An 18,220-nucleotide genomic window follows, 5' to 3' on the forward strand; every position below is an offset into this window, starting at 1 on the left:
ACGAGACGATCTGCGCCTTCGGCCGCCTCGGCACGATGTTCGCCTGTGACAAGTTCGGCTACGTCCCGGACATGATCACCTGCGCCAAGGGCATGGCTTCTGGTTATTCCCCGATCGGCGCCTGCATCGTCTCCGACCGCATCGCGGAGCCGTTCTACAAGGGTGACAACACCTTCCTGCACGGCTACACCTTCGGCGGTCATCCGGTGTCGTCGGCAGTGGGTCTTGCCAACCTGGACATCTTCAAGCGCGAGAATCTCACGCAGCATGTCCTGGACAACGAGGACGCCTTCTTCTCGACGCTGAAGAAGCTGCACGACCTGCCGATCGTCGGCGACGTCCGCGGCAACGGCTTCTTCTACGGCATCGAGCTCGTCAAGGACAAGGTCACCAAGGAGTCCTTCACGGACGAGGAGACCGAGCGCGTCCTGTACGGCTTCCTCTCCAAGGCGCTGTTCGACAACGGCCTGTACTGCCGTGCCGACGACCGCGGCGACCCGGTCATCCAGCTGGCCCCGCCGCTGATCGCCGACCAGGGCACCTTCGACGAGATCGAGGGCATCCTGCGCTCGGTGCTCACCGAGGCGTGGACCAAGCTCTGATCCACCTCCAGCACCGTCACAACGGCCGTCCAGAGGAAGGCGAGAACGACGATGGAGAAGATACGAGTCATCCAGTACGGCTGCGGCAAGATGTCCAGGTACACCCTTCGCTATCTGCACGAGAAGGGCGCGGAGATCGTCGGCGCCATCGACACCGATCCCGCTCTGCTGGGCAAGGACGTCGGTGAACTCGCCGGGCTCGGCTTCGACCTCGGTGTGAAGGTCCGCGCCGATGCCGACGCCGTCCTCGACGAGTGCGACGCCGATGTCGTGCTGGTGACACTGTTCAGCTTTCTCGAGGACGTCTACCCGCACATCGAGAAGTGTGTCCGGCAGGGCTTCGACGTCGTGACCATCGCCGAGGAGTGCCTCTACCCCTGGACGACCTCGCCCGCCCTGACCAACCGGCTGGACAGGCTGGCCAAGGATCATGGGTGCACGGTCGCGGGAAGCGGCATGCAGGACGTGTTCTGGGTCGGAATGATCGCCACCGTTGCCGGAGGCGTGCACCGCATCGACCGGATCGAGGGCGCCGTCAGTTACAACGTGGACCACTACGGGCCGGCCCTGGCGAAGGCGCACGGTGTCGGACTCACCGCGGCGCAGTTCGAACAGGACATCGCCCATCCGACGGAGATCGTCCCCGCCTACGTGCGCAACTCCAACGAGGCACTGTGCAGCGTGATGGGCTGGACCATCAAGAGCACCACCCAGCGCGCCCTCCCCGTCTTCCACGAACAGGACATCCATTCCGAGACGATGGACGGCATCATCCCCAAGGGCGACGCCATCGGCATGAGCGCCGTGGTCACCACCGAGACCTTCCAGGGCCCGGTCATCGAGACCCAGTGCATCGGCAAGGTGTACGGGCCGGGCGAGGGCGACATGTGCGACTGGCGCATCCTCGGCGAACCCGATACGGCCTTCGCGGTCGCGAGCCCCGACACGGTCCGGCACACCTGCGCGAGCGCCGTACAGCGCGTGCCCACCGTCATCAACGCCGAACCGGGCTTCGTGACCGTCGACCGTCTCCAGCCGCTGCCGTACATGACCTATCCGATGGACCACTACCTGCGCCCGCACTGATCGAACCAGGTGGCCGGCCGTCCGGGGGTTCAGCCGTGACGGAACCGGCGTAACGGAACCGGACGGTCCGGCATTGCCTTTCTGTACCATCGGTGTCACCATTGGTTCATAATTCAGTGGATCAAGGGTGGGGACGGCATGACGGTGTTCAAACACAAGGGCGCGGCGCTCACGGGGGCGGCAGTGGGCCTGACAGCGGGGATGGCCTGGCTGTGGCGGAACCAGGCCACCCTGGCGACCTCGCGGCCTCTCAACGAGTGGGCCTTCACCCACATGTCGGCGCTGATGCCCACCGACCCGGTCTGCCGATCGGCCCGTCCGCAGCCGTTTCTCTGGCGCGAGCGCCCCATGGAGTGCACCTACCACTACGCCGGGCGCCAGCGCACACTGGACGATCTGCACCGGCGTACGCACACGACCGGTTTCGCCGTCGTACACCGCGGAGTCCTGGTGCACGAGTGTTATCCCGGCCTGTTCGCCTCCCCGCGGTCCCGGTTCCAGCTCTTCTCCCTGACGAAGTCGGTGACGTCGATGCTTATCGGCATCGCTCTGGAGGAAGGGGCCCTCTCTTCACTGGACCGGACTGCGGTCTCTTACCTGCCCGAGCTGACGGGATCGGCCTACGACGGGCCGACGGTGGCACATCTGCTGGACATGTGCAGCGGCGCGGGCGGCGTCGAGGACTACGCCGACCCGGACGCGCCGATCAGCCGCTTCGAACGGGCCGTGACCGGCAACGGCTCGGTCCTGGATGTCATCCGCTCGCTGCCGCGTGCCGGTACGCCGGGTTCTGTGTTCAACTACTCGACACTCGACACACAGGTACTGGGCTGGGTGCTGGAAGCGGCGACCGGAGTCTCGCTGGCCCGTTACGCGGCGGAACGCCTCTGGGGCCCCATGGGCGCGGAGCACGACGCCTACTACTTCCTGTCCCGGCGGCATCCGCGCACGGCGCTCGGTGGAGGCTCACTCAACGCCTCGGTCCGCGATCTCGCGCGCCTTGGGATGCTGATGGCCCGTGGCGGGACCTGGAACGGACGACAGGTCATACCCGCTTCCTGGACCGAACGCAGCCGCGGCGCCCAGGACTCGCACCTGGCGGTCGGGGCGCTGGGTCCCGGCCTGCCCGGCCACTACGGCTACGCGAACCAGTGGTGGACACTGGGGGGCGAACACCGTGCCTTCACCGGACTGGGCATCCATGGCCAGTACCTGTGGGTCGACCCGGTCGCCGATGTGGTGGTGGTGAAGACCAGCGCCTGGCCCACGGCGGACGACACCGGGCGGGACGCCGAGACCGTGGCCGCACTGACCTCCCTCGTCTCCTGGCTCAGCAGCCGCGACTGAGCGGACCGGGCCCCGCAAGGACGGCCGATAGAATGTCCGCCATGACGGAACCCAGATCGTCGGCCGAGCCGAAGGCACGGCGCGGGCGTCCACCGTCCACCGTGCTGAACCAGAAGCTCATCCTGGACACTGCGCTCACCCTGGTGGAGCGTGAGGGGCCGGACGCGTTGACCCTGCGCCGGCTCGGGGCGGACCTGGGAGCCAACCACACAGCCGTGCTTCGCCATTTCGCCGGTAAGGACGAGATTCTGCTCGGGCTGGCCGAACTGCTGATCGCTGAGGCTATGGAGAGCTTCGTACCAGCAGACACCTGGCGAGAGACGCTTGAGTCGCTGGCCCGCCGCGTGCGTACCGCGTGCCTGGCCCACCCTCAGGTCGCCCTGCTCGTGACGGCGCGCGTCTCGCGACGTTCGGCGGAGTTCCACGGCGCCGACGTGGTCATCGGCGCACTGCAACGTGCAGGTTTCGACGACCGCGACGCGGCGCGCTACTACCGCGCACTGGTGGATACGGCCCTGGCCCTCTCCTCCTACGAGGCAGCCTCTGCCGCGCTCGACAGCGACGCGCTGGAGGGCGACCGGATGGCGTGGCGCCGGGAGTACCTGGCTGTGCCGCCGGCCCGGTACCCGCATCTGGCCGCAGCCGCGCCCTATCTGGCAGAAGCGGACGACAACGACCAGTTCGAGACCGTGCTGGGCCTGATCCTGGACTCCATCGAGGTACGGGCGCGCGGGGCGTCCCCGGTCTCGCCGGACAGTTCTGCGCTCCAGGACTCCGCCTGAGGTCACCCGGCTGCCTCTTCGGCCTCTCTGGACTCGCCGTACCGGCGTTCCGTTGATTACCTGAAGGAGTACGTCCTCGCACCGAAGGGCTCGTGTCATGCACGTCAGCAGACTCACCCCCGCCGTTCTGGCAGACCTGCGGCGGCCCCGGCGGTACCCCGCCATCTCCCTCGTCATGCCGGCCCACTCGCGCCGCGGTGTGGAAGAAGACCGGGTTCGGCTGAAGAACCTACTCGCCGAGGCACGCCGGCAGCTCGCGGCCGATCCGCAAGTAGGACGTGAGGAGCGGCTGGAGCTGGAGGCCAAGCTCGACGACCAGGTGGTCCTGGCGCGGCACGACGTGCTCCTGCACGCCGCAGACGGCCTGGAGGTGCTTGTGGCGCCCGGCGAGGAAACCCAGGTGTGGGAACTTGCCGGAAAGGGAGACATCCCCACCCGCGTCGAGTTCGCGCAGACATTCCTGACCCGCTACCTGGTGGCCGCCTACGAGCGGCTGGCCCCGTACTGGGTCCTCGTCCTGTCGCTGGGCACCTCACGCCTCTGCGAGGGCTCGGCCGACCGCCTCGTCGAGGTCGAGGAATACGGTTTTCCGGCCGAGCCCGAGATCCCCGATGCCGAGGACGCCCTTCCCGGGAGGATCGACCTCTTTCCGTCCCCAGCCCGCGACGAACGCATCCAGCAGCACATGCGCGCCATCGACGAGCGGCTCGCCAGAGCCCTCGCCGAACGACAACTGCCGCTCTTCCTCATCGGCGGCACCAAAGTGCTGGCCGAATTCGACGCGGTCACTCAGCACGCCCAGCAGGTGGCCGGCCAGCTTGAGCTGGTCGGCATGGAGGAGCAGAGCCTGCCCGTCCTCGCCGAGCGGTTGGAGCCGGTCCGGGAGGAATTCCGCGAGCGACAGACAAAGCAGGCGCTCCAGGCTCTCGATGAGGCTCGCGACCGCCACCAGTACGCCGAAGGAGTACAGGACGTGTGGGCTGGGGCCGTCGACCACCGGATCCGGCTTCTCGTCGTCGAGGAGTCCTTCCACGCCGCCGGTACGGTCTCCTCGAACGGCCGCGGCCTCCGGCTCGTCCCGACACCTGGCGATCCCGACTTCACCGGGGGTGGTGCCGCCGTCGACCAAGAGGCACTCCCGGCCGATGTCGCCACCGACCTCGTGGACACCCTCGTGGAGGAGTCCCTCGCCTCCGGTGCCACCGTCCGCTTCGTCCCCGAAGGCACACTGACCGGACACCAGCGCATCGCAGCCGCCCTGCGTTACTGACCCCTCCTCCCGGAAACCGAGCCGGATCCCATCGGTGCTGCGGGCCCCTGGAAAGGGTTACCAAGCACCGATGGGTGTACCCCGTCGGTCTCCGACGCCGGACACTACAGCGGCCCCGGCCCACATCGGCCAGGCCCATGCGAAGCGAGATGCGCGATGCTGAACAGCGTTACACCCGTTCCTGCATCGAAAGGTGGTACGGCCCGCGATGAGAGGTGAGCCCCTCCGCCGTACGCCGCGCGCTGCGACTCGCACCGGGAACCCGTAGAGAAGCCGGAGAGTGGTGCCTCGCGGCATAACCGCATCCCACGTCACTCCCGATCTCACTGCCTTTGAAAGGGCTCCCTTCTCATGCCTGAGCGTCGTCTGCGCGGCCTGCGAGCCTTCACCCCCGGAAAACCCGCCAAGTCTCCCCCAACTGCACCCGCTCCCCAGCAGTCCGTCCTCGGCCCGTACACCGCCCGGTCCGACCAGGACAACAGCGTGATCACGGCCGCGCTCTATCAGAACGGCCGGCGCACCAGTGCCCACCCCAGTCTGGCGGAGACCTTCCGCCAGCTGCGCGAGCAACCCGGCAACATGGCGTGGATCGGGCTGTACCGGCCCGACCCGGCCGAGCTGTACTCACTTGCCGAGGAATTCGACCTCCATCCCCTCGCGGTCGAAGACGCGCTGGAAGCCCACCAACGGCCCAAACTGGAACGTTACGGCGACACCCTCTTCGTCGTGCTGCGTGCCGCCCGCTACATGGACGCCGCCGAAGAGGTCGACTTCGGCGAACTGCACCTCTTCGTCGGCCGCGATTTCGTCATCACCGTCCGCCACGGCGCCGCCCCTGACCTGGCCGCAGTGCGCAGCCGCATGGAAGACAGCCTCGACCTCTTGGCACTCGGGCCCGAGGCGGTGCTGTACGCAATCCTTGACGCAACCGTGGACGGCTATGCTCCCGTCGTCGCCGGTCTGCAAAACGATATCGACGAGATCGAGACCGAAGTCTTCACCAACACCCCGGGTGTCTCCCGCCGCATCTACGAGCTCTCGCGCGAGATGGTGGAGTTCCAACGGGCTACCCGCCCTCTGGCCGGCATCCTGGGCGGCTTGTCAGCAGGCTTCGAGAAGTACCACATCGACGAGGAACTGCGCCGCTACCTGCGCGACGTCGCCGATCATGCCACCCAAGTCACCGAACGCGTGGACGGCTTCAAGCAAGCCCTGGGTGAAATCCTCACCGTCAACGCCACCCTCGTTGGCCAGCAACAGAACGAAGAGATGAAAGCCTTGGCCGAAGCCAGCCACGCGCAGAACGAAGAAGTCAAGAAGATCTCCTCATGGGCGGCCATCCTGTTCGCCCCCACTCTGGTCGGCACGATCTACGGCATGAACTTCGACCGCATGCCCGAACTCAGCTGGGCCTTCGGCTACCCCTTCGCCCTAGCCCTGATGGGTGTCGTATGCGTTGGTCTCTACATCGCCTTCAAACGGCGCAACTGGCTCTGAACCACCTGCTCTCTCGCCATCAAGCAAGGAAACAACTGATACAGCCAGGTCTGTGCGCCGTGCTCCAGCGCGTCGTTCCGCTGCTCGCCTTCGTCACCGTGCGGGAGAAAGACACCGAACCGTGCCAGTTTGAAGTGGCGGGCTGCGGCCCCTGCCAGCCACTACGCCGGTGACCTCGGTACGGGGCACGACGTCTTCCCGGAACGGCCGACCTACGGTGCGGGGTTGTAGTGGACGATGGTGGTCTCGCAGGCCTCGGCGTACACCTTCAGCGCCTCGGCTTCGGTCTGGTCGACCGCGAGGTCCCAGCGGAGCTTGGTGGCGGTCCATTCGCCGATGTAGCGGCAGTGGGCGTCGGGCAGGGGCGGCATCCAGGTGGCGGGGTCCTGGTCGGCCTTGGAGCGGTTGGTGCGCGCGGTGACGGCGACGAGGGAGGCGGCGGCGCCCTGGTCGTTGGCGTAGGCCTCGCGCCTGGTGGAGGTCCAGGTGCTGGCGCCGGAGTCCCAGGCCTCGGCGAGGGGGACCATGTGGTCGATGTCCAGCTTGCCCGCCTCGTCCACCTTGACGTTGTCGTAGTACGAGACCCACCTTCCGCCGGTCAGTTTGCAGCCGGCCGCCACGGCCGGTTCCTGGACGGCTTCGGTGAGGAGGACTTCGTTGCGGGTGTTGCAGCCGTCGGCCGCGTCGAGGCCGGTGTTCCAGTGCCGGAAGGAGGTGCGGGTGTAGCCGGTGCGGTCCTCCTCGGCGACGGGGAGCTTGCCGACGGCGTCCTCCAGCGGCAGCACTTCTGGAACCGGCACCACCACCGCGGCCGCGGCCGCAGCGGTGAGGGAGGGGAGCGTGAGGGGGGGCAGGGCGAGGCAGAAGGCGGCAGCGCCGCGCAGCAGGTTGGTGATCACACCCGTAGGCATAGCGGACCCGGGCCTGGCAATACGCCGCGGCGGAGGCTGTCATCGACCGCGCGAGGCGCTGGGATGCGAAGGAGAAACGCTCCGCCTTGTCGTGCTCGGGTTCACCCGAGAGGACGAGACCGTACGAGCCCCCCCGCCGGCCGGTTAAGCCGACTGGTCAGCGTTCGGGGCGCTCGTAGTGCAGGAGGCGAATGCGGGCAGCCTGCTCGGTCATGCCCAGCGCCTCGGTGATCGCGGGCATTGACTCAACCTGCTCGCGGACCAGGACCCGTACGACTTCAGGACCGGTCAGCGACCGTACGAGCCTGCAAACGGACGGCCACGGCATCACGGGCCCTGTGCGAAGACTTTAGGCATCTTTGGGCCGGTGAAGGGCGTGACGACCTGCCGCTGGGCAAGGCGGACCGCGTGATACGTGTAGTGATCGTCGTACTGATCCTCTGCGCCGCAGTCGCGGCAGCCGTGGCCGGGATAGAGGCTTCGCCCCTGTGGTGGCTCGCCGGTGTTCCGCTTACTCTCCTGGGTCTGCTCGGGGCATGGGATCTGCTGCAGCGCCGGCACTCGGTGCTGCGCACTTACCCCGTCCTCGGCCACGCCCGTTTTCTCCTGGAGGGGATACGTCCGGAGCTTCAGCAGTACTTCATCGAGCGGAACTACGACGGCCGCCCCTTCGACCGGGATGTGCGCAACATCGTCTACGAGCGCGCCAAGGGCACTGATGCGGAAGAGCCCTACGGCACCGAACGGGACGTGTACGAGGCAGGCTACGAGTTCCTCATCCCCTCCATGGCACCTTGTCCCGTACCCGAGACAGCTCCCCGGGTACGGATCGGAGGGCCTGGCTGCGACCGCCCCTACGACATGGCGCTGCTCAACGTCTCGGCGATGAGCTTCGGCTCCCTGTCGGCCAACGCGGTCCTCGCGCTCAACGGGGGCGCCGCAGCGGGTGGTTTCGCCCAGGACACCGGTGAAGGGGGTCTCTCCGACTACCACCTGCGCCCGGGCGGCGACCTCGTCTGGGAGGTGGGAACGGGGTACTTCGGTTGCCGGACCGACGAGGGCGACTTCGATCCGTCCCAGTTCGCCGACAAAGCTGCCCATGACCACGTCAAGTGCGTGTCCCTGAAGCTCTCGCAAGGAGCGAAGCCCGGCATCGGCGGTGTCCTGCCGGGAGCCAAGGTCAACGCCGAGATCGCCCGGGTCCGGGGCGTGCCCGAGGGCCGCACGGTCGTCTCCCCGCCGTATCACCGGGTCTTCTCGACTCCGCGGGAACTCGTCCGCTTCATCGCCCGGATGCGGGAGTTGTCCGGAGGCAAGCCCGCCGGGTTCAAGCTCTGCGTCGGCTCACGCCGGCAGTTCCTCGCCGTGTGCAAGGCCATGCTGGAGGAAGACACCACTCCCGACTTCATCGTGGTGGACGGAGCCGAGGGCGGAACGGGCGCGGCGCCGCTCGAGTTCGCCGATCACGTCGGCACCCCGCTCACCGAGGGTCTGCTCACCGTGCACAACGCCCTCGTCGGCGTCGGCCTGCGCGACCGCGTCAGGATCGGGGCGAGCGGGAAGATCGCCACCGGTACGGATCTGGTCAAGCGCATGGTGCAGGGCGCCGACTACGGCAACGCCGCGCGGGCGATGATGTTCGCCGTCGGCTGTATCCAGGCCCAGCGCTGTCACACGAACACCTGTCCCACCGGCGTCACCACCCAAGACCCCCGCCGGGCCCGCGCGATCCATGTTCCCGACAAGACGCTGCGCGTCCAGCGCTTCCAGGAAGCGACCGTGGCCAGCGCCTTGCAGATCATGGCATCCATGGGAGTCACCGACCCCGCACAACTGCGCCCGCACATGCTCCGCCGACGCATCGACCCCGTTACCGAACGCTCTTACGAAGAACTCTACGAATGGCTCCACCCGGGACAACTGCTCGCAGAGCCGCCCGCCTCCTGGGCAGCCGACTGGAAGGCCGCCGACCCCGGCCGCTTCACCGTCTGATCACCGAAGGCCGACGCCACTGAGCGGCCCTCGGCCACATACCGGGCGGCGGCACCCGGCGGTCCGCACCGAACTTGCGTCCACCCCTGTCGATCCGCCGCCCTCCTGTGTCCCGCGCCCTGCTGCGCGGGGCACAGGCGCGCCCCATCTGGGACCACCTGCCGGGGGTGGTCATCTCGCGTGGGCGCACAGGGGCTGTCGGTCATCTGCGCTACGGTCGTCTTCCCCGTGAGGGGTGCCCCGTTCTCGCCCGGCCTCTATCTCAGGCCGGGCGAGAACGGGCTGGCACGTCCCCCTTGCGTCGGCACGCGGGGACGCACCTCTTCCGGATGGAAGGGCGACACCAAGGTGTGCTGCCTCCATATGAGGGGGTCCCCAGCGCGAATGCAAGGAAAACCGGGAACTTCGCCCCCATGGCTTATCCGATGTGCTTTACGTGCACGGGAACGGTCACCTCCGGCTCGCCGGCTGACCGTCCGCGACTTCTAATGTTCCGCGATTCCTTGATCACATCGCGTGATGCCCTCATCACAGTCCATGCTGAGGCTCCCTCAACAGCGGTTCGGCACCCGCCTGTTGAAGGGGCCTCTTCGGCGTGGCCTTCCGGATGGCTGCGACACGACACCAAGGAAGAAGTGATGAGCACGAAACAGATGGCGGCAGCAATGGCGCTGACGCTGGTGGTGTTCGGCTGGAGCGTGGTGATGGCGGCGATGGGCCACGCGGCCCTGATCGCCGCCGCGGCTCCGATCCTGGGCCTGACCGTGACCCAGGTCCTGCGCAGCGTCCGCTCGAGGGCCGTCCCGGCCGCCGGGCACCGCGTGGAGGCGGTGCCCGACAAGGACGGTGGCGCCCCGTGACGACCCTGTTCAGCGCACCGGGACCGGACCCCGAGCCGGTCCCGGTGCGCCCCGGACGCAAGCTGGGGCCCATCGCGGCCACGGTCGGCAGCTCCCACCGAGCCTGGCTGGAACCGATCCGCGGGCACTACCTGTCCAGCGGACGAACCCTCAGCGACCTCAGCTTCCGCATCCTGCTGGCCAAGTCCAAACTCTCCGAGCTGCTGCGCGGCGTGGGCCACTACCCGCGCTGGGAGGTCATCCACCGCCTGGCCGAGGAACTGGGCATCCCCGGCTGGCCGCTGCACCGGCTGTGGAAGCAGGCAGCCCTGGACGCTGGCAAGAGCAAGGACTGGGTCGAGCGGTCCACCGACAACACCGTCACCATCGCCCCCACCGGGCCGCCCCTGGAGCACGGCGCGCTGCGCTCGATAGTCGCGGAAGGCTACCGGCGCTACGCCGGGGCCTTCCTACCCGACCAGGCCCGCGACGCCGCGGTCGAGGACACCTTCGCCATCCTCTGGCTGTCCTTCGGAGACGCCCTCGCCAGCCCCGACACCCGCCGCTTCGCCTGGGAGATCCTGCGCGCCACGGTAAAGGCCAAGGCCGACCACCGCGACCGCCGGCCCCTGCTCGGCGAGGCCGCCTTCGACACCGTCGCCCTGCGCGCGCAGACCTCCCTGAAGGGGGAGATGGCGCAGCTGGCCGAGAGCATGGAATTGTTCGCGGCCATCAGCCGGCTGCCCGAGACCCAGCTCGACGTCATGGTGCTGCGCCGCCTGTGCGGGTTCAGCGCCCACAAGGTCTCCGACCTCCTCGGCATCCCGCTGGCCTCCGTACGGTCCAACGAACGCCACGCCGAACGATTCCTGGAAGACACCATCGAGCTCCCGCCCCCGACCGGAGGAACCACCCCATGACCACGCTCGACGACATCCTCTCCAGGGCGCTGCTCGTCCACGACCGCGCCGTGCCCCGTGACGCCTTCCCACCCCATAACCCTGAACCGCCCATTCAGCCCCCCGTCACCCCCGGCCGGCCCACGGCCTCCTCGGCGGACGCAGCCGAAGACCTGCGCGCCCTGTGCGAGACCCTGGTGCGTCACACCCCCGCCACCGCGGTCTCCGCCTTCGTCACCGACCAGGTCCCCGAACCCAGCAGCGCCCTGGTCCTGGCATGCGTCCTGCAGCTGACCGACACCGACGAGGGAGCGAGGTTCTGGTGGCAGTACGCCGCCGGCGCCGGCCAGCCGGGCGCCGCCTACTGCCTCTACCTGCACCACCTCGCCCTCGGCGAGACACACACCGCCCGCTGGTGGCACACCCAGACCGACGAGGACAAGCCCTCAACCCGCCAGGTGAACACCACCGTCCGCTGGAACGACGTCCCCGTCGTCCTGCGCCACGAGGACAAGGCCTCCACCGGCACGATCGTCCGCGTCCTGCGCACCCTGGCCCAGCACATCACGCGGCCGCGCTCCGCAGTGGTCACCGAGCTGATGAACTACATGCCCACCGCCGTCGCCGTCGGCTACCTCCGTGAACCGGACAGCGAACTCCCTCTGCCCGGACCCGCCTTCGCATACAAGATCAAAACCCTGCTCGACGCAGCCGCCGGCCAGCCCGACAGCCCCGGCAAGCAGCCGCCCCCACGACGGCACACCAGCCGGCCCGCACTGACCGCCCAGGAAAGCAACGAGGCCGCAACCCGCTGAACCAGGCATATGGACGGCCCGCACCATCTGGTGCGGGCCGTCCATATGCCTGGGCCCACCCACCAGAACTACGACAGGTCAGACGGACAGGGATCATTTCCAGGCGAGGTGTTCGTAGTGCAGGAGACGGGTGCGGGCGGCCTTCTCGGTCATGCCCAGCGCCTCGGCGACCGCGGGCATCGCCTCGTCGTGCTCACGGGCCAGGGCCCGGGCGGCTTCGGGGCCGGTCTCGGTGACAATCGCCTCCAGCGCACCGCAGACCCTGAGCATCGCCGCGTACCCGCGCGTCGTATCGTCCTCCAGCCACATCCGGTCGATCCGCTCGCGCACCTGACCCAGCAGCGCTGCGAGGTCCTTGGGCAGGGCGACCGCGCGCCCGGCGACGTCGTCGAGGTGGGCCTTCCACTCCCCGTAGGGGCCTGAGGTGTCGTAGGTGTCGGGGTCGTCGTCCTCGCGCACCTTCTCCCAGTCGATGACGTACCTCTTCGCCCCGCGCCAGCCGCACGCGCACCGCCCCCGCATCGAAATGGCGGTGGGCCGGCGGAATTCACCGTCGTAGTGCCACCACGAGGTCGACTCGTGGAAGGTGCTGCCGCTGCCCAGGTCGAAGAAGACCGGTCCCGGCTCGCTGCCGTCGGCCAGCAGCACCCCGACCGCACCCTCGTGCGACTCGAACCCCTCCCGCCGCCACCCCTCCCGCACCCCGTACACCACAACACCCCTTCCACCTCGGCACCTGCGCCCTGGGCACCGCACCCGGGACTTCCCGGAACCACGATGCGCAACAACCACCGTGCTTCGCAGCCGGATCGCGTCATATTCCACAGGCAGGTGTAGTGCGTACCGGTGGCGCGCGCCCCTGCGGCCGGGGGACGGGATGAGCGGGACGAGGCCGCAGCGGCACGCGTACCGTGGGGTGACGACCCGCCGGAAGGACTCCATGAGCGCGCAGCCCGGCCACCACGCTCCCGCCCCGCCGTACGCGCCCGCGCCCGGCGTCCCGGTCGAGCTCCTCGCCGAGTTGCGCGGCAGCGACCGCGCGCAGCGGTGGGTGCCGGCCTTCGAGGGGGAGTGGGCGGCCGCGCTGGAGGAGTCCCGCGGCACCTTCTCCCTCGCCCCCCTGTACGAGGTCGTCCAGATCTGGCAGGCCCGCCTCGCCCCCGCAGCCGAGGCGTTCCTCGCCTCCGGCAAGGACGACTCCGGCTTCGCGGACCCGGCCGAGATCCGCGGCAGACGCGGGTGAGCGACCAGCCCTACGCGGTCCGCCTGTCCGCGGCCGCGGCGAAGGCGCTCGCCGCCCTGCCCGAGCACGCCGAGCAGACCGCCTGGGACCTCCTGGACACCGCCGTCGGCGACCCATAGGGCTCCCCGCACTGGGACACCGGCGACCCAGAGGGCGAGGACGAACGACATCGGCCTGTGGCTTTGGCTCTGACCCAAACGGCACGGGTCGCCGCGCGCGATACGCAGAGCCGGAAGGTCGGTTCTGCACGGTCCATCGCCCGTCTTCGTGGTGTCTGTCGCCCCCTCTCTGCATCCTGGGCTACCGGGAGCGGCGGACGCACGGACGTGGACCGGGTGACGGCCGGGACGCCGGGATCGGGCGGTACCCCGCGCGTTACGACCTTCGCCGGTCGCTACGGGATCGCGGTCGAGTGCTGCACCGGGGCTGCCGCTGGGATCCTCCGCATCGTCGGCACCATTTGTTGCGCCTGCGCCCGGCTCAGCACGCCCGTTGAATCGGTATCGCGTTGCAGGAAGGGCAGGGTGATGTGCCACCAGTCGGCGAGACGCGCGGCGACCAGGCGGCGGTCCTCCAGCGCCTCGGTGAGGGTGCAGAGCCCGAAGAAGGCGCGGACCAGGGCGGGGGCGACAATGGCGGGGCGGACCCTGTGCGCGAGATGGCCGGTGGCGCGCGCCTGGGCGAGGAGACGGGTGGTGGCGGCGGTCCAGAGGGTGAAGGGATCGGGCAGGGGAGCGTCGATGGTGTCGCGCTCCGCCCAGAGACGTGCGCCGGCGCGCACGACAGTGTCCTCTATGAGCGCGTGCGCGATCTCGAAGCTGAGGGACACCAGCCGGTCGAGCGGCGGTACGGAACGGTCGGCGTAGCGTGCGCCCAGATGGGGCCACGTGGCGAATGCGTCCTTCACCACGGCGAGGGCGATTCCCTCCTTGCTGGCGTAGTGGAAGTAGACGGACCCGCTGGTCCGGCCGGAGCTGGTGCTTATGTCGTTGACGCTGGTACCGGCGTATCCCCGTTCGGCGAAGAGGCGGGCGGCCTCCTCCAGCAGTGCTCTGCGGGTCGCCCTTGCTCGTTGCTGCAATGCGCCGCTCACTTCCACTCGGTGTTTTCGTGACGACCGAGAAGGTAGTGCGCCCGCGTACGCCGGTGGTAATTCGTCGCCCCGTCCGCAAGCATGGTTCTTTTGTGCGGGCGCTCATTCCCTGGAGTGGTCATTGTCTGTTCTCTGGCGCGTGGACCGGCCGTCCGGGTGAAGGCGTCGCCTCCCGTTCAGCCCGCGCCCGTTGCCTCGCGCATATGCGCCAACTGCGCTTCGTGCCAGCGGGTTAACCGGATCTCGAGCCGATACATCAAAACCAGTGGGAGTGCGTCCTTTATCCCACTTCAGTCATCGCGTCCAGCACTCGAAGCGGTGATTGCGTCACTCTGATCGCAAAAATAACGTAGCGGCCACGATGTTTCCCGTTTGCTGCTGTATGGACGTGATGTCCTTACTTTGTCAGGTGGTGCCCAAGTTCGGTGCTCCGCCCATTGGCCGGGAGACCCCAATCTGCCCGAACCGGTCACGTCACAAGCGTGACCGCTTCTTTCCCGGAGGCCGCATGACCACCCAGGCGCATCCCCTTCTCGGTTGGTCCCCCGAAGCCGTCGTCCTCGATTGCGACGGCACCCTGATGGACAGCGAACGGCACTGGCAGGACGCCCGAACCCGTACCTTTCGCGAGTTCGGGCTGACGGCTCCGCCGGGATTCGCCGACCGCGCGAAGGGCGTGCACTACGTCGACTGCGGGCGCTTGATGGCCGAGGAGACACACAAGCCCGACCTCGCCGACGACTTGGCCCGGTCGCTGTTGGGGCACTTCCTCTCCCTGGTCGCCGACGACCCCGTGACTATGCCCGGAGCGGTCGACTTCGTCCGGCTCCTCGCAGGACGGCTACCGCTGGCAGTGGCCAGCAACTGCCCGTCGCAGGTCGTGGAAGAGAGCCTTGGCCGCGCCGGCCTGCTGCGCTACTTCGCCCATGTGGTTGTTCCCACGGAGCCCTCCGGTTCGTCCACCTCGCAGAGGGTGGCGAACGGTCCGGACACCACCGCTCCGGAGGGCGTGCGGCCCAAGCCCTGGCCCGACGTCTACATGACGGCCGCCCGGCTCTGCGGTACCGAGCCGGAGCGCGCACTGGCGGTGGAGGACTCGGCGACCGGGATCGAGTCGGCTCGCCGGGCCGGACTGAAGGTCCTCGGGGTGGGACCGCGGCCTGACGAGGACGCCTCCCGCGTCGATCTGTGGGTGACCGCGCTGCACTCGCCGGTGCTCCTGGACTGGGTGCGGAGGCAGGTGCCGCGCCGGACGGATACTCCGGAGGGGTGAACCGGACCGCAATTCCAGGCCGGGGATGCCTTTTTAGGGGCGGTGGACCGAAGACGGGACCGGGAGCTGCGACGACCGGCCTGCGGAAGCCTACGAGGCGTGTACGTATGGGGCCAGGTCCCCGACGACCCCGGCGGCCGAGGCGAAGAGGAGAGCAACTCCCACGGCTCCCGGGTCGGGGACGCCCGCCGCGCGTTCGCCAACGTAGCTGGAGCGGCCCATGCGGGCGCGGAGCCGGGTAGTGTCGCGCACGCCCTGCCAGGCGGCTTCTGCGGCGGCGTTCAAAGCGGCGGTGGGAGGGGTCCGGTCGGGGAGGGCCTCCAATACCCCGGCCGCGGGGGCGAGGGCGTCGACCAGGGTCTTGTCACCGGGCGCGGCCCCACCGACGCGACGGATGGAGGCCAGTCCCCCCGCGACTCCCTTGGCGAGGGCGGGGGTGGTGAGACTCAGGGCTGCGACGGAAGTGGCGAGTGACTGGAGCAGCAGGCCGAAAAGGGGGCCGCTGGTGCCGCCCACCTCGTTGAGGAAGGCGGTGGCAGCGGCTTCCAGGGCCTCGGCGTCCCCAGGAGCACCGAGGGCGTCGAGACGCGTCAGGGCGGCGGTGGTGCCCGCGGACAGATTGGTGCCGAAGTCGCCGTCGCCGACCTGCTGGTCGAGGGCGGTGAGCTGGGCTTCGGTACTACGTACGGTACCGGCGAAGCGGCGTATCCAGGCATCGGCGGAGAGTGCCTCGTCAGCGGTGGCCAAGGTGCTGCTCCCGTTCTCGTGATCGGACGGATCGGCGGGTCGCCGGACCGGGTCTGCTCACCAGCGCAGAGCGGCGGTGTGCACGGGCGCGTCGTAGAAGGCGAGGTCGGTCGGTTCGGCGAGGAGGAGGGTGAGGGAGAAACCGCGCATGTCGAGGGCCGTGACGTAGTCGCCGACCAGGCTGCGGGCAGGGGCGACTCCCCGGGAGTCGAGGATCCGGGCCAACTCACCGTGAGCGGCGTACAGCTCCAGGGGAGTCACCGCACCGAGACCGTTGACCATGGTGATGACGGCGGCGCCCGGCCCCGGGGCGAGGGCACCGAGGAGTTCACCTGTCATCCGCTCGACCAGAGAGGTGAGCGTGCCATGGCGGACGGTTGACCTGGCCCGCTCCCCATGGATGCCGACGCCGTACTCCAGTTCGCCGACGGCGAGCTCGAAGGCGGGGCCGCCCAGGACAGGGGCGGTATGGGCGGCCGAGGCGACGGCGAGCGTACGGCAGCGGGAGGCGAGACGCGTGCCGAGCTCCTGGAGTTCAGCGAGACCGAGGCCGGTGTCGGCGGCACCACCGAGGATCTTCTCCAGAAGGACGGTGCCGCCGGTTCCCCGGCGGCCGGAGACGATCTCCTCGGATTCGGAGGCGAGGTCGTCGTCGACGAGGACGCGTGCGCACGGCACCCCCCGGTGGGCCAAGCGCTCGGCGGCGATGCCGAAGTTGATGCGGTCACCGGTGTAGTTCTTGACGATGTGCAGGACGCCTTCCTCGCGGGCGGCGGCGAGCGAACCTTCGTAGACCTGACGGTTGTGCGGTGAGGCAAAGACGCGTCCGGGGCAGGCGGCGTCGAGCATGCCCCGTCCGACGTACCCGGCGTGCATCGGCTCGTGTCCCGCGCCGCCGCCGGACAGCAGGGCGACACGCCGGCGCGGGGACGTGGCGCGGGCCAGGAGGAATCCGTGGTCGGGATCGAGAGTGAGCAGGTCCGCGTGGGAACGTGCGAAGCCCGCGAGCGCGTCTGACACGAGGGTGTCGGCGCTGTTCTCGAAATACGAGACCATGCGAATCCTCCGTGGTTAGGGGCCGCGAGGGGCTCCTCCATGCTGGGCTCCGGTTCCGCCCGGGGCAAGCCGCGCGTCAAGTCGCTCGTCTTTTCGAGTGCCGCTTTCCGCGATGGACCCGGGGGCGCCCGCAGCGCTTCGGGTTGGCGACAGCCGCTGCGGCCCGGTTCGCGGGGTGGGCGCCCCGGGCCGGTCGCCGGTCACTCCGATGGCGGCCCTGGAGGTGCTCGATCGGGCGGAGAAGACCGGCGTAGAAGCCGTCGTCGTTCTTCACGTGACAGGGCACGATCCGCGAGGGACCTGGATTTGAGCAGGAACACCCGCTGTAACGCCTTCGAGCCGTCGATCGCCCCACGGTCCTGGCGGACGTGCTGGGAGAGATGGAGGCATCGAGCCTGGGTTCGGTCCGGGTGAGCTGAGCTCGCACGTCCGGGAGGAGCCGTACGTCGAGGTGGAGGCCGATGCGGGCAATGGCGCGATCGAACTCGGTCTGGGCCGACGGCGAGCTCAAGCGGTCAGCGCATCACCGCTGTTCAGGAGGTCAGCGTAGAACTCTGCCGGAGTGCGATAACCGTGGATCTTACGCGGGCGGTGGTTGAGCTCGTGGGCGGTGATGTCCAGGTCGGCCTGGATGAACGTGCGGAGGTCCGCGCCCTTCGGCAGGCACTGCCAAGAGCCTCGTACGTCGGCGTGGAATTCCTCCAGGACACACGAAGTCCCCGGCCGGTCGGCCGGTGGTGGCTGTTCGTGTTGAAGGGCGTCGGTTAC

18 protein-coding genes are annotated in these 18,220 nt (G+C 68.8%); 13 read left to right on the forward strand and 5 right to left on the reverse strand.

Annotated features, from left to right (window positions below; all coding sequences use genetic code 11):
- The 6 genes from ACFY7E_RS26635 to ACFY7E_RS26660 all read left to right on the forward strand — a co-directional run.
- On the forward strand, window positions 1–602 hold a 602-nt coding region (locus ACFY7E_RS26635; protein WP_389489018.1), incomplete at its 5' end, for an aminotransferase class III-fold pyridoxal phosphate-dependent enzyme.
- Between the two features lie 51 nt (window positions 603–653).
- The gene (locus ACFY7E_RS26640; RefSeq protein WP_389489019.1) at window positions 654–1,688 is read left to right on the forward strand and encodes a dihydrodipicolinate reductase; all 1,035 of its coding nucleotides are present in this window, start codon (window positions 654–656) and stop codon (window positions 1,686–1,688) included.
- A 138-nt stretch (window positions 1,689–1,826) separates the two neighbouring features.
- A complete protein-coding gene (locus ACFY7E_RS26645; RefSeq protein ID WP_389489021.1) occupies window positions 1,827–3,035 on the forward strand; it encodes a serine hydrolase domain-containing protein in 1,209 nt (402 codons plus the stop codon).
- Between the two features lie 41 nt (window positions 3,036–3,076).
- Complete coding sequence (locus ACFY7E_RS26650; RefSeq protein ID WP_389489023.1) at window positions 3,077–3,817, forward strand: TetR/AcrR family transcriptional regulator; 741 nt, start codon at window positions 3,077–3,079, stop codon at window positions 3,815–3,817.
- A 175-nt stretch (window positions 3,818–3,992) separates the two neighbouring features.
- Window positions 3,993–5,087 carry a hypothetical protein gene (locus ACFY7E_RS26655; protein ID WP_389489025.1) on the forward strand — a complete coding sequence of 365 codons (1,095 nt, stop codon included), beginning with the start codon at window positions 3,993–3,995 and terminating at the stop codon, window positions 5,085–5,087.
- A 351-nt stretch (window positions 5,088–5,438) separates the two neighbouring features.
- Window positions 5,439–6,584, forward strand: coding sequence for a magnesium and cobalt transport protein CorA (locus ACFY7E_RS26660; protein ID WP_389489027.1), 1,146 nt, complete (start codon window positions 5,439–5,441; stop codon window positions 6,582–6,584).
- Window positions 6,585–6,796: 212 nt separating this feature from the next.
- On the opposite strand, the gene ACFY7E_RS26665 is transcribed toward ACFY7E_RS26660, so the two are convergent.
- On the reverse strand, window positions 6,797–7,483 hold the full coding sequence (locus ACFY7E_RS26665) for an HNH endonuclease family protein (protein ID WP_389489029.1): 687 nt from the start codon (window positions 7,481–7,483) through the stop codon (window positions 6,797–6,799).
- Window positions 7,484–7,903: 420 nt separating this feature from the next.
- Here ACFY7E_RS26665 and ACFY7E_RS26670 point away from each other — a divergent pair, with 420 nt between their 5' ends.
- The 4 genes from ACFY7E_RS26670 (at window position 7,904) to ACFY7E_RS26685 (ending at window position 12,040) form a co-directional block, all read left to right on the forward strand.
- Complete coding sequence (locus tag ACFY7E_RS26670; protein ID WP_389489031.1) at window positions 7,904–9,487, forward strand: FMN-binding glutamate synthase family protein; 1,584 nt, start codon at window positions 7,904–7,906, stop codon at window positions 9,485–9,487.
- Window positions 9,488–10,125: 638 nt separating this feature from the next.
- The gene (locus tag ACFY7E_RS26675) at window positions 10,126–10,347 is read left to right on the forward strand and encodes a hypothetical protein (protein ID WP_389489034.1); all 222 of its coding nucleotides are present in this window, start codon (window positions 10,126–10,128) and stop codon (window positions 10,345–10,347) included.
- Window positions 10,344–11,246 carry a sigma-70 family RNA polymerase sigma factor gene (locus ACFY7E_RS26680; protein ID WP_389489036.1) on the forward strand — a complete coding sequence of 301 codons (903 nt, stop codon included), beginning with the start codon at window positions 10,344–10,346 and terminating at the stop codon, window positions 11,244–11,246. Before ACFY7E_RS26675 ends, ACFY7E_RS26680 begins: the two co-directional genes overlap by 4 nt.
- The gene (locus tag ACFY7E_RS26685; RefSeq protein WP_389489038.1) at window positions 11,243–12,040 is read left to right on the forward strand and encodes a hypothetical protein; all 798 of its coding nucleotides are present in this window, start codon (window positions 11,243–11,245) and stop codon (window positions 12,038–12,040) included. The genes ACFY7E_RS26680 and ACFY7E_RS26685 overlap by 4 nt, the downstream gene beginning before the upstream one ends.
- 93 nt (window positions 12,041–12,133) lie before the next feature.
- Here the strand turns inward: ACFY7E_RS26685 and ACFY7E_RS26690 are convergent, their stop codons facing one another.
- A complete protein-coding gene (locus ACFY7E_RS26690) occupies window positions 12,134–12,754 on the reverse strand; it encodes a hypothetical protein (protein WP_389489040.1) in 621 nt (206 codons plus the stop codon).
- Between the two features lie 226 nt (window positions 12,755–12,980).
- On the opposite strand from ACFY7E_RS26690, the gene ACFY7E_RS26695 reads away from it, so the two are divergent.
- Together ACFY7E_RS26695 and ACFY7E_RS26700 are read left to right on the forward strand one after the other, a co-directional pair.
- On the forward strand, window positions 12,981–13,283 hold the full coding sequence (locus tag ACFY7E_RS26695; protein WP_389489042.1) for a DUF6247 family protein: 303 nt from the start codon (window positions 12,981–12,983) through the stop codon (window positions 13,281–13,283).
- A complete protein-coding gene (locus ACFY7E_RS26700; RefSeq protein WP_389489044.1) occupies window positions 13,280–13,402 on the forward strand; it encodes a hypothetical protein in 123 nt (40 codons plus the stop codon). The genes ACFY7E_RS26695 and ACFY7E_RS26700 overlap by 4 nt, the downstream gene beginning before the upstream one ends.
- 275 nt (window positions 13,403–13,677) lie before the next feature.
- Here ACFY7E_RS26700 and ACFY7E_RS26705 read toward each other — a convergent pair whose 3' ends face one another.
- Window positions 13,678–14,364: a ScbR family autoregulator-binding transcription factor gene (locus tag ACFY7E_RS26705; RefSeq protein WP_389489047.1), complete on the reverse strand. Its 687-nt coding sequence runs from the start codon at window positions 14,362–14,364 to the stop codon at window positions 13,678–13,680.
- Window positions 14,365–14,884: 520 nt separating this feature from the next.
- Between ACFY7E_RS26705 and ACFY7E_RS26710 the strand changes: the two genes are divergently transcribed.
- Complete coding sequence (locus ACFY7E_RS26710; RefSeq protein ID WP_389489050.1) at window positions 14,885–15,649, forward strand: HAD family hydrolase; 765 nt, start codon at window positions 14,885–14,887, stop codon at window positions 15,647–15,649.
- Between the two features lie 90 nt (window positions 15,650–15,739).
- On the opposite strand, the gene dhaL is transcribed toward ACFY7E_RS26710, so the two are convergent.
- A complete protein-coding gene (gene dhaL, locus ACFY7E_RS26715) occupies window positions 15,740–16,396 on the reverse strand; it encodes a dihydroxyacetone kinase subunit DhaL (protein WP_389489053.1) in 657 nt (218 codons plus the stop codon).
- A gap of 57 nt (window positions 16,397–16,453) precedes the next feature.
- Entirely contained in the window at window positions 16,454–17,452 is a 999-nt protein-coding gene (locus ACFY7E_RS26720; RefSeq protein ID WP_389489056.1) for a dihydroxyacetone kinase subunit DhaK, read from the reverse strand.
- Window positions 17,453–18,220 lie beyond the last annotated feature (768 nt).

Origin of the sequence: Streptomyces sp. NPDC012825 (assembly GCF_042900925.1) — a bacterium.
GTDB lineage: Bacteria > Actinomycetota > Actinomycetes > Streptomycetales > Streptomycetaceae > Streptomyces.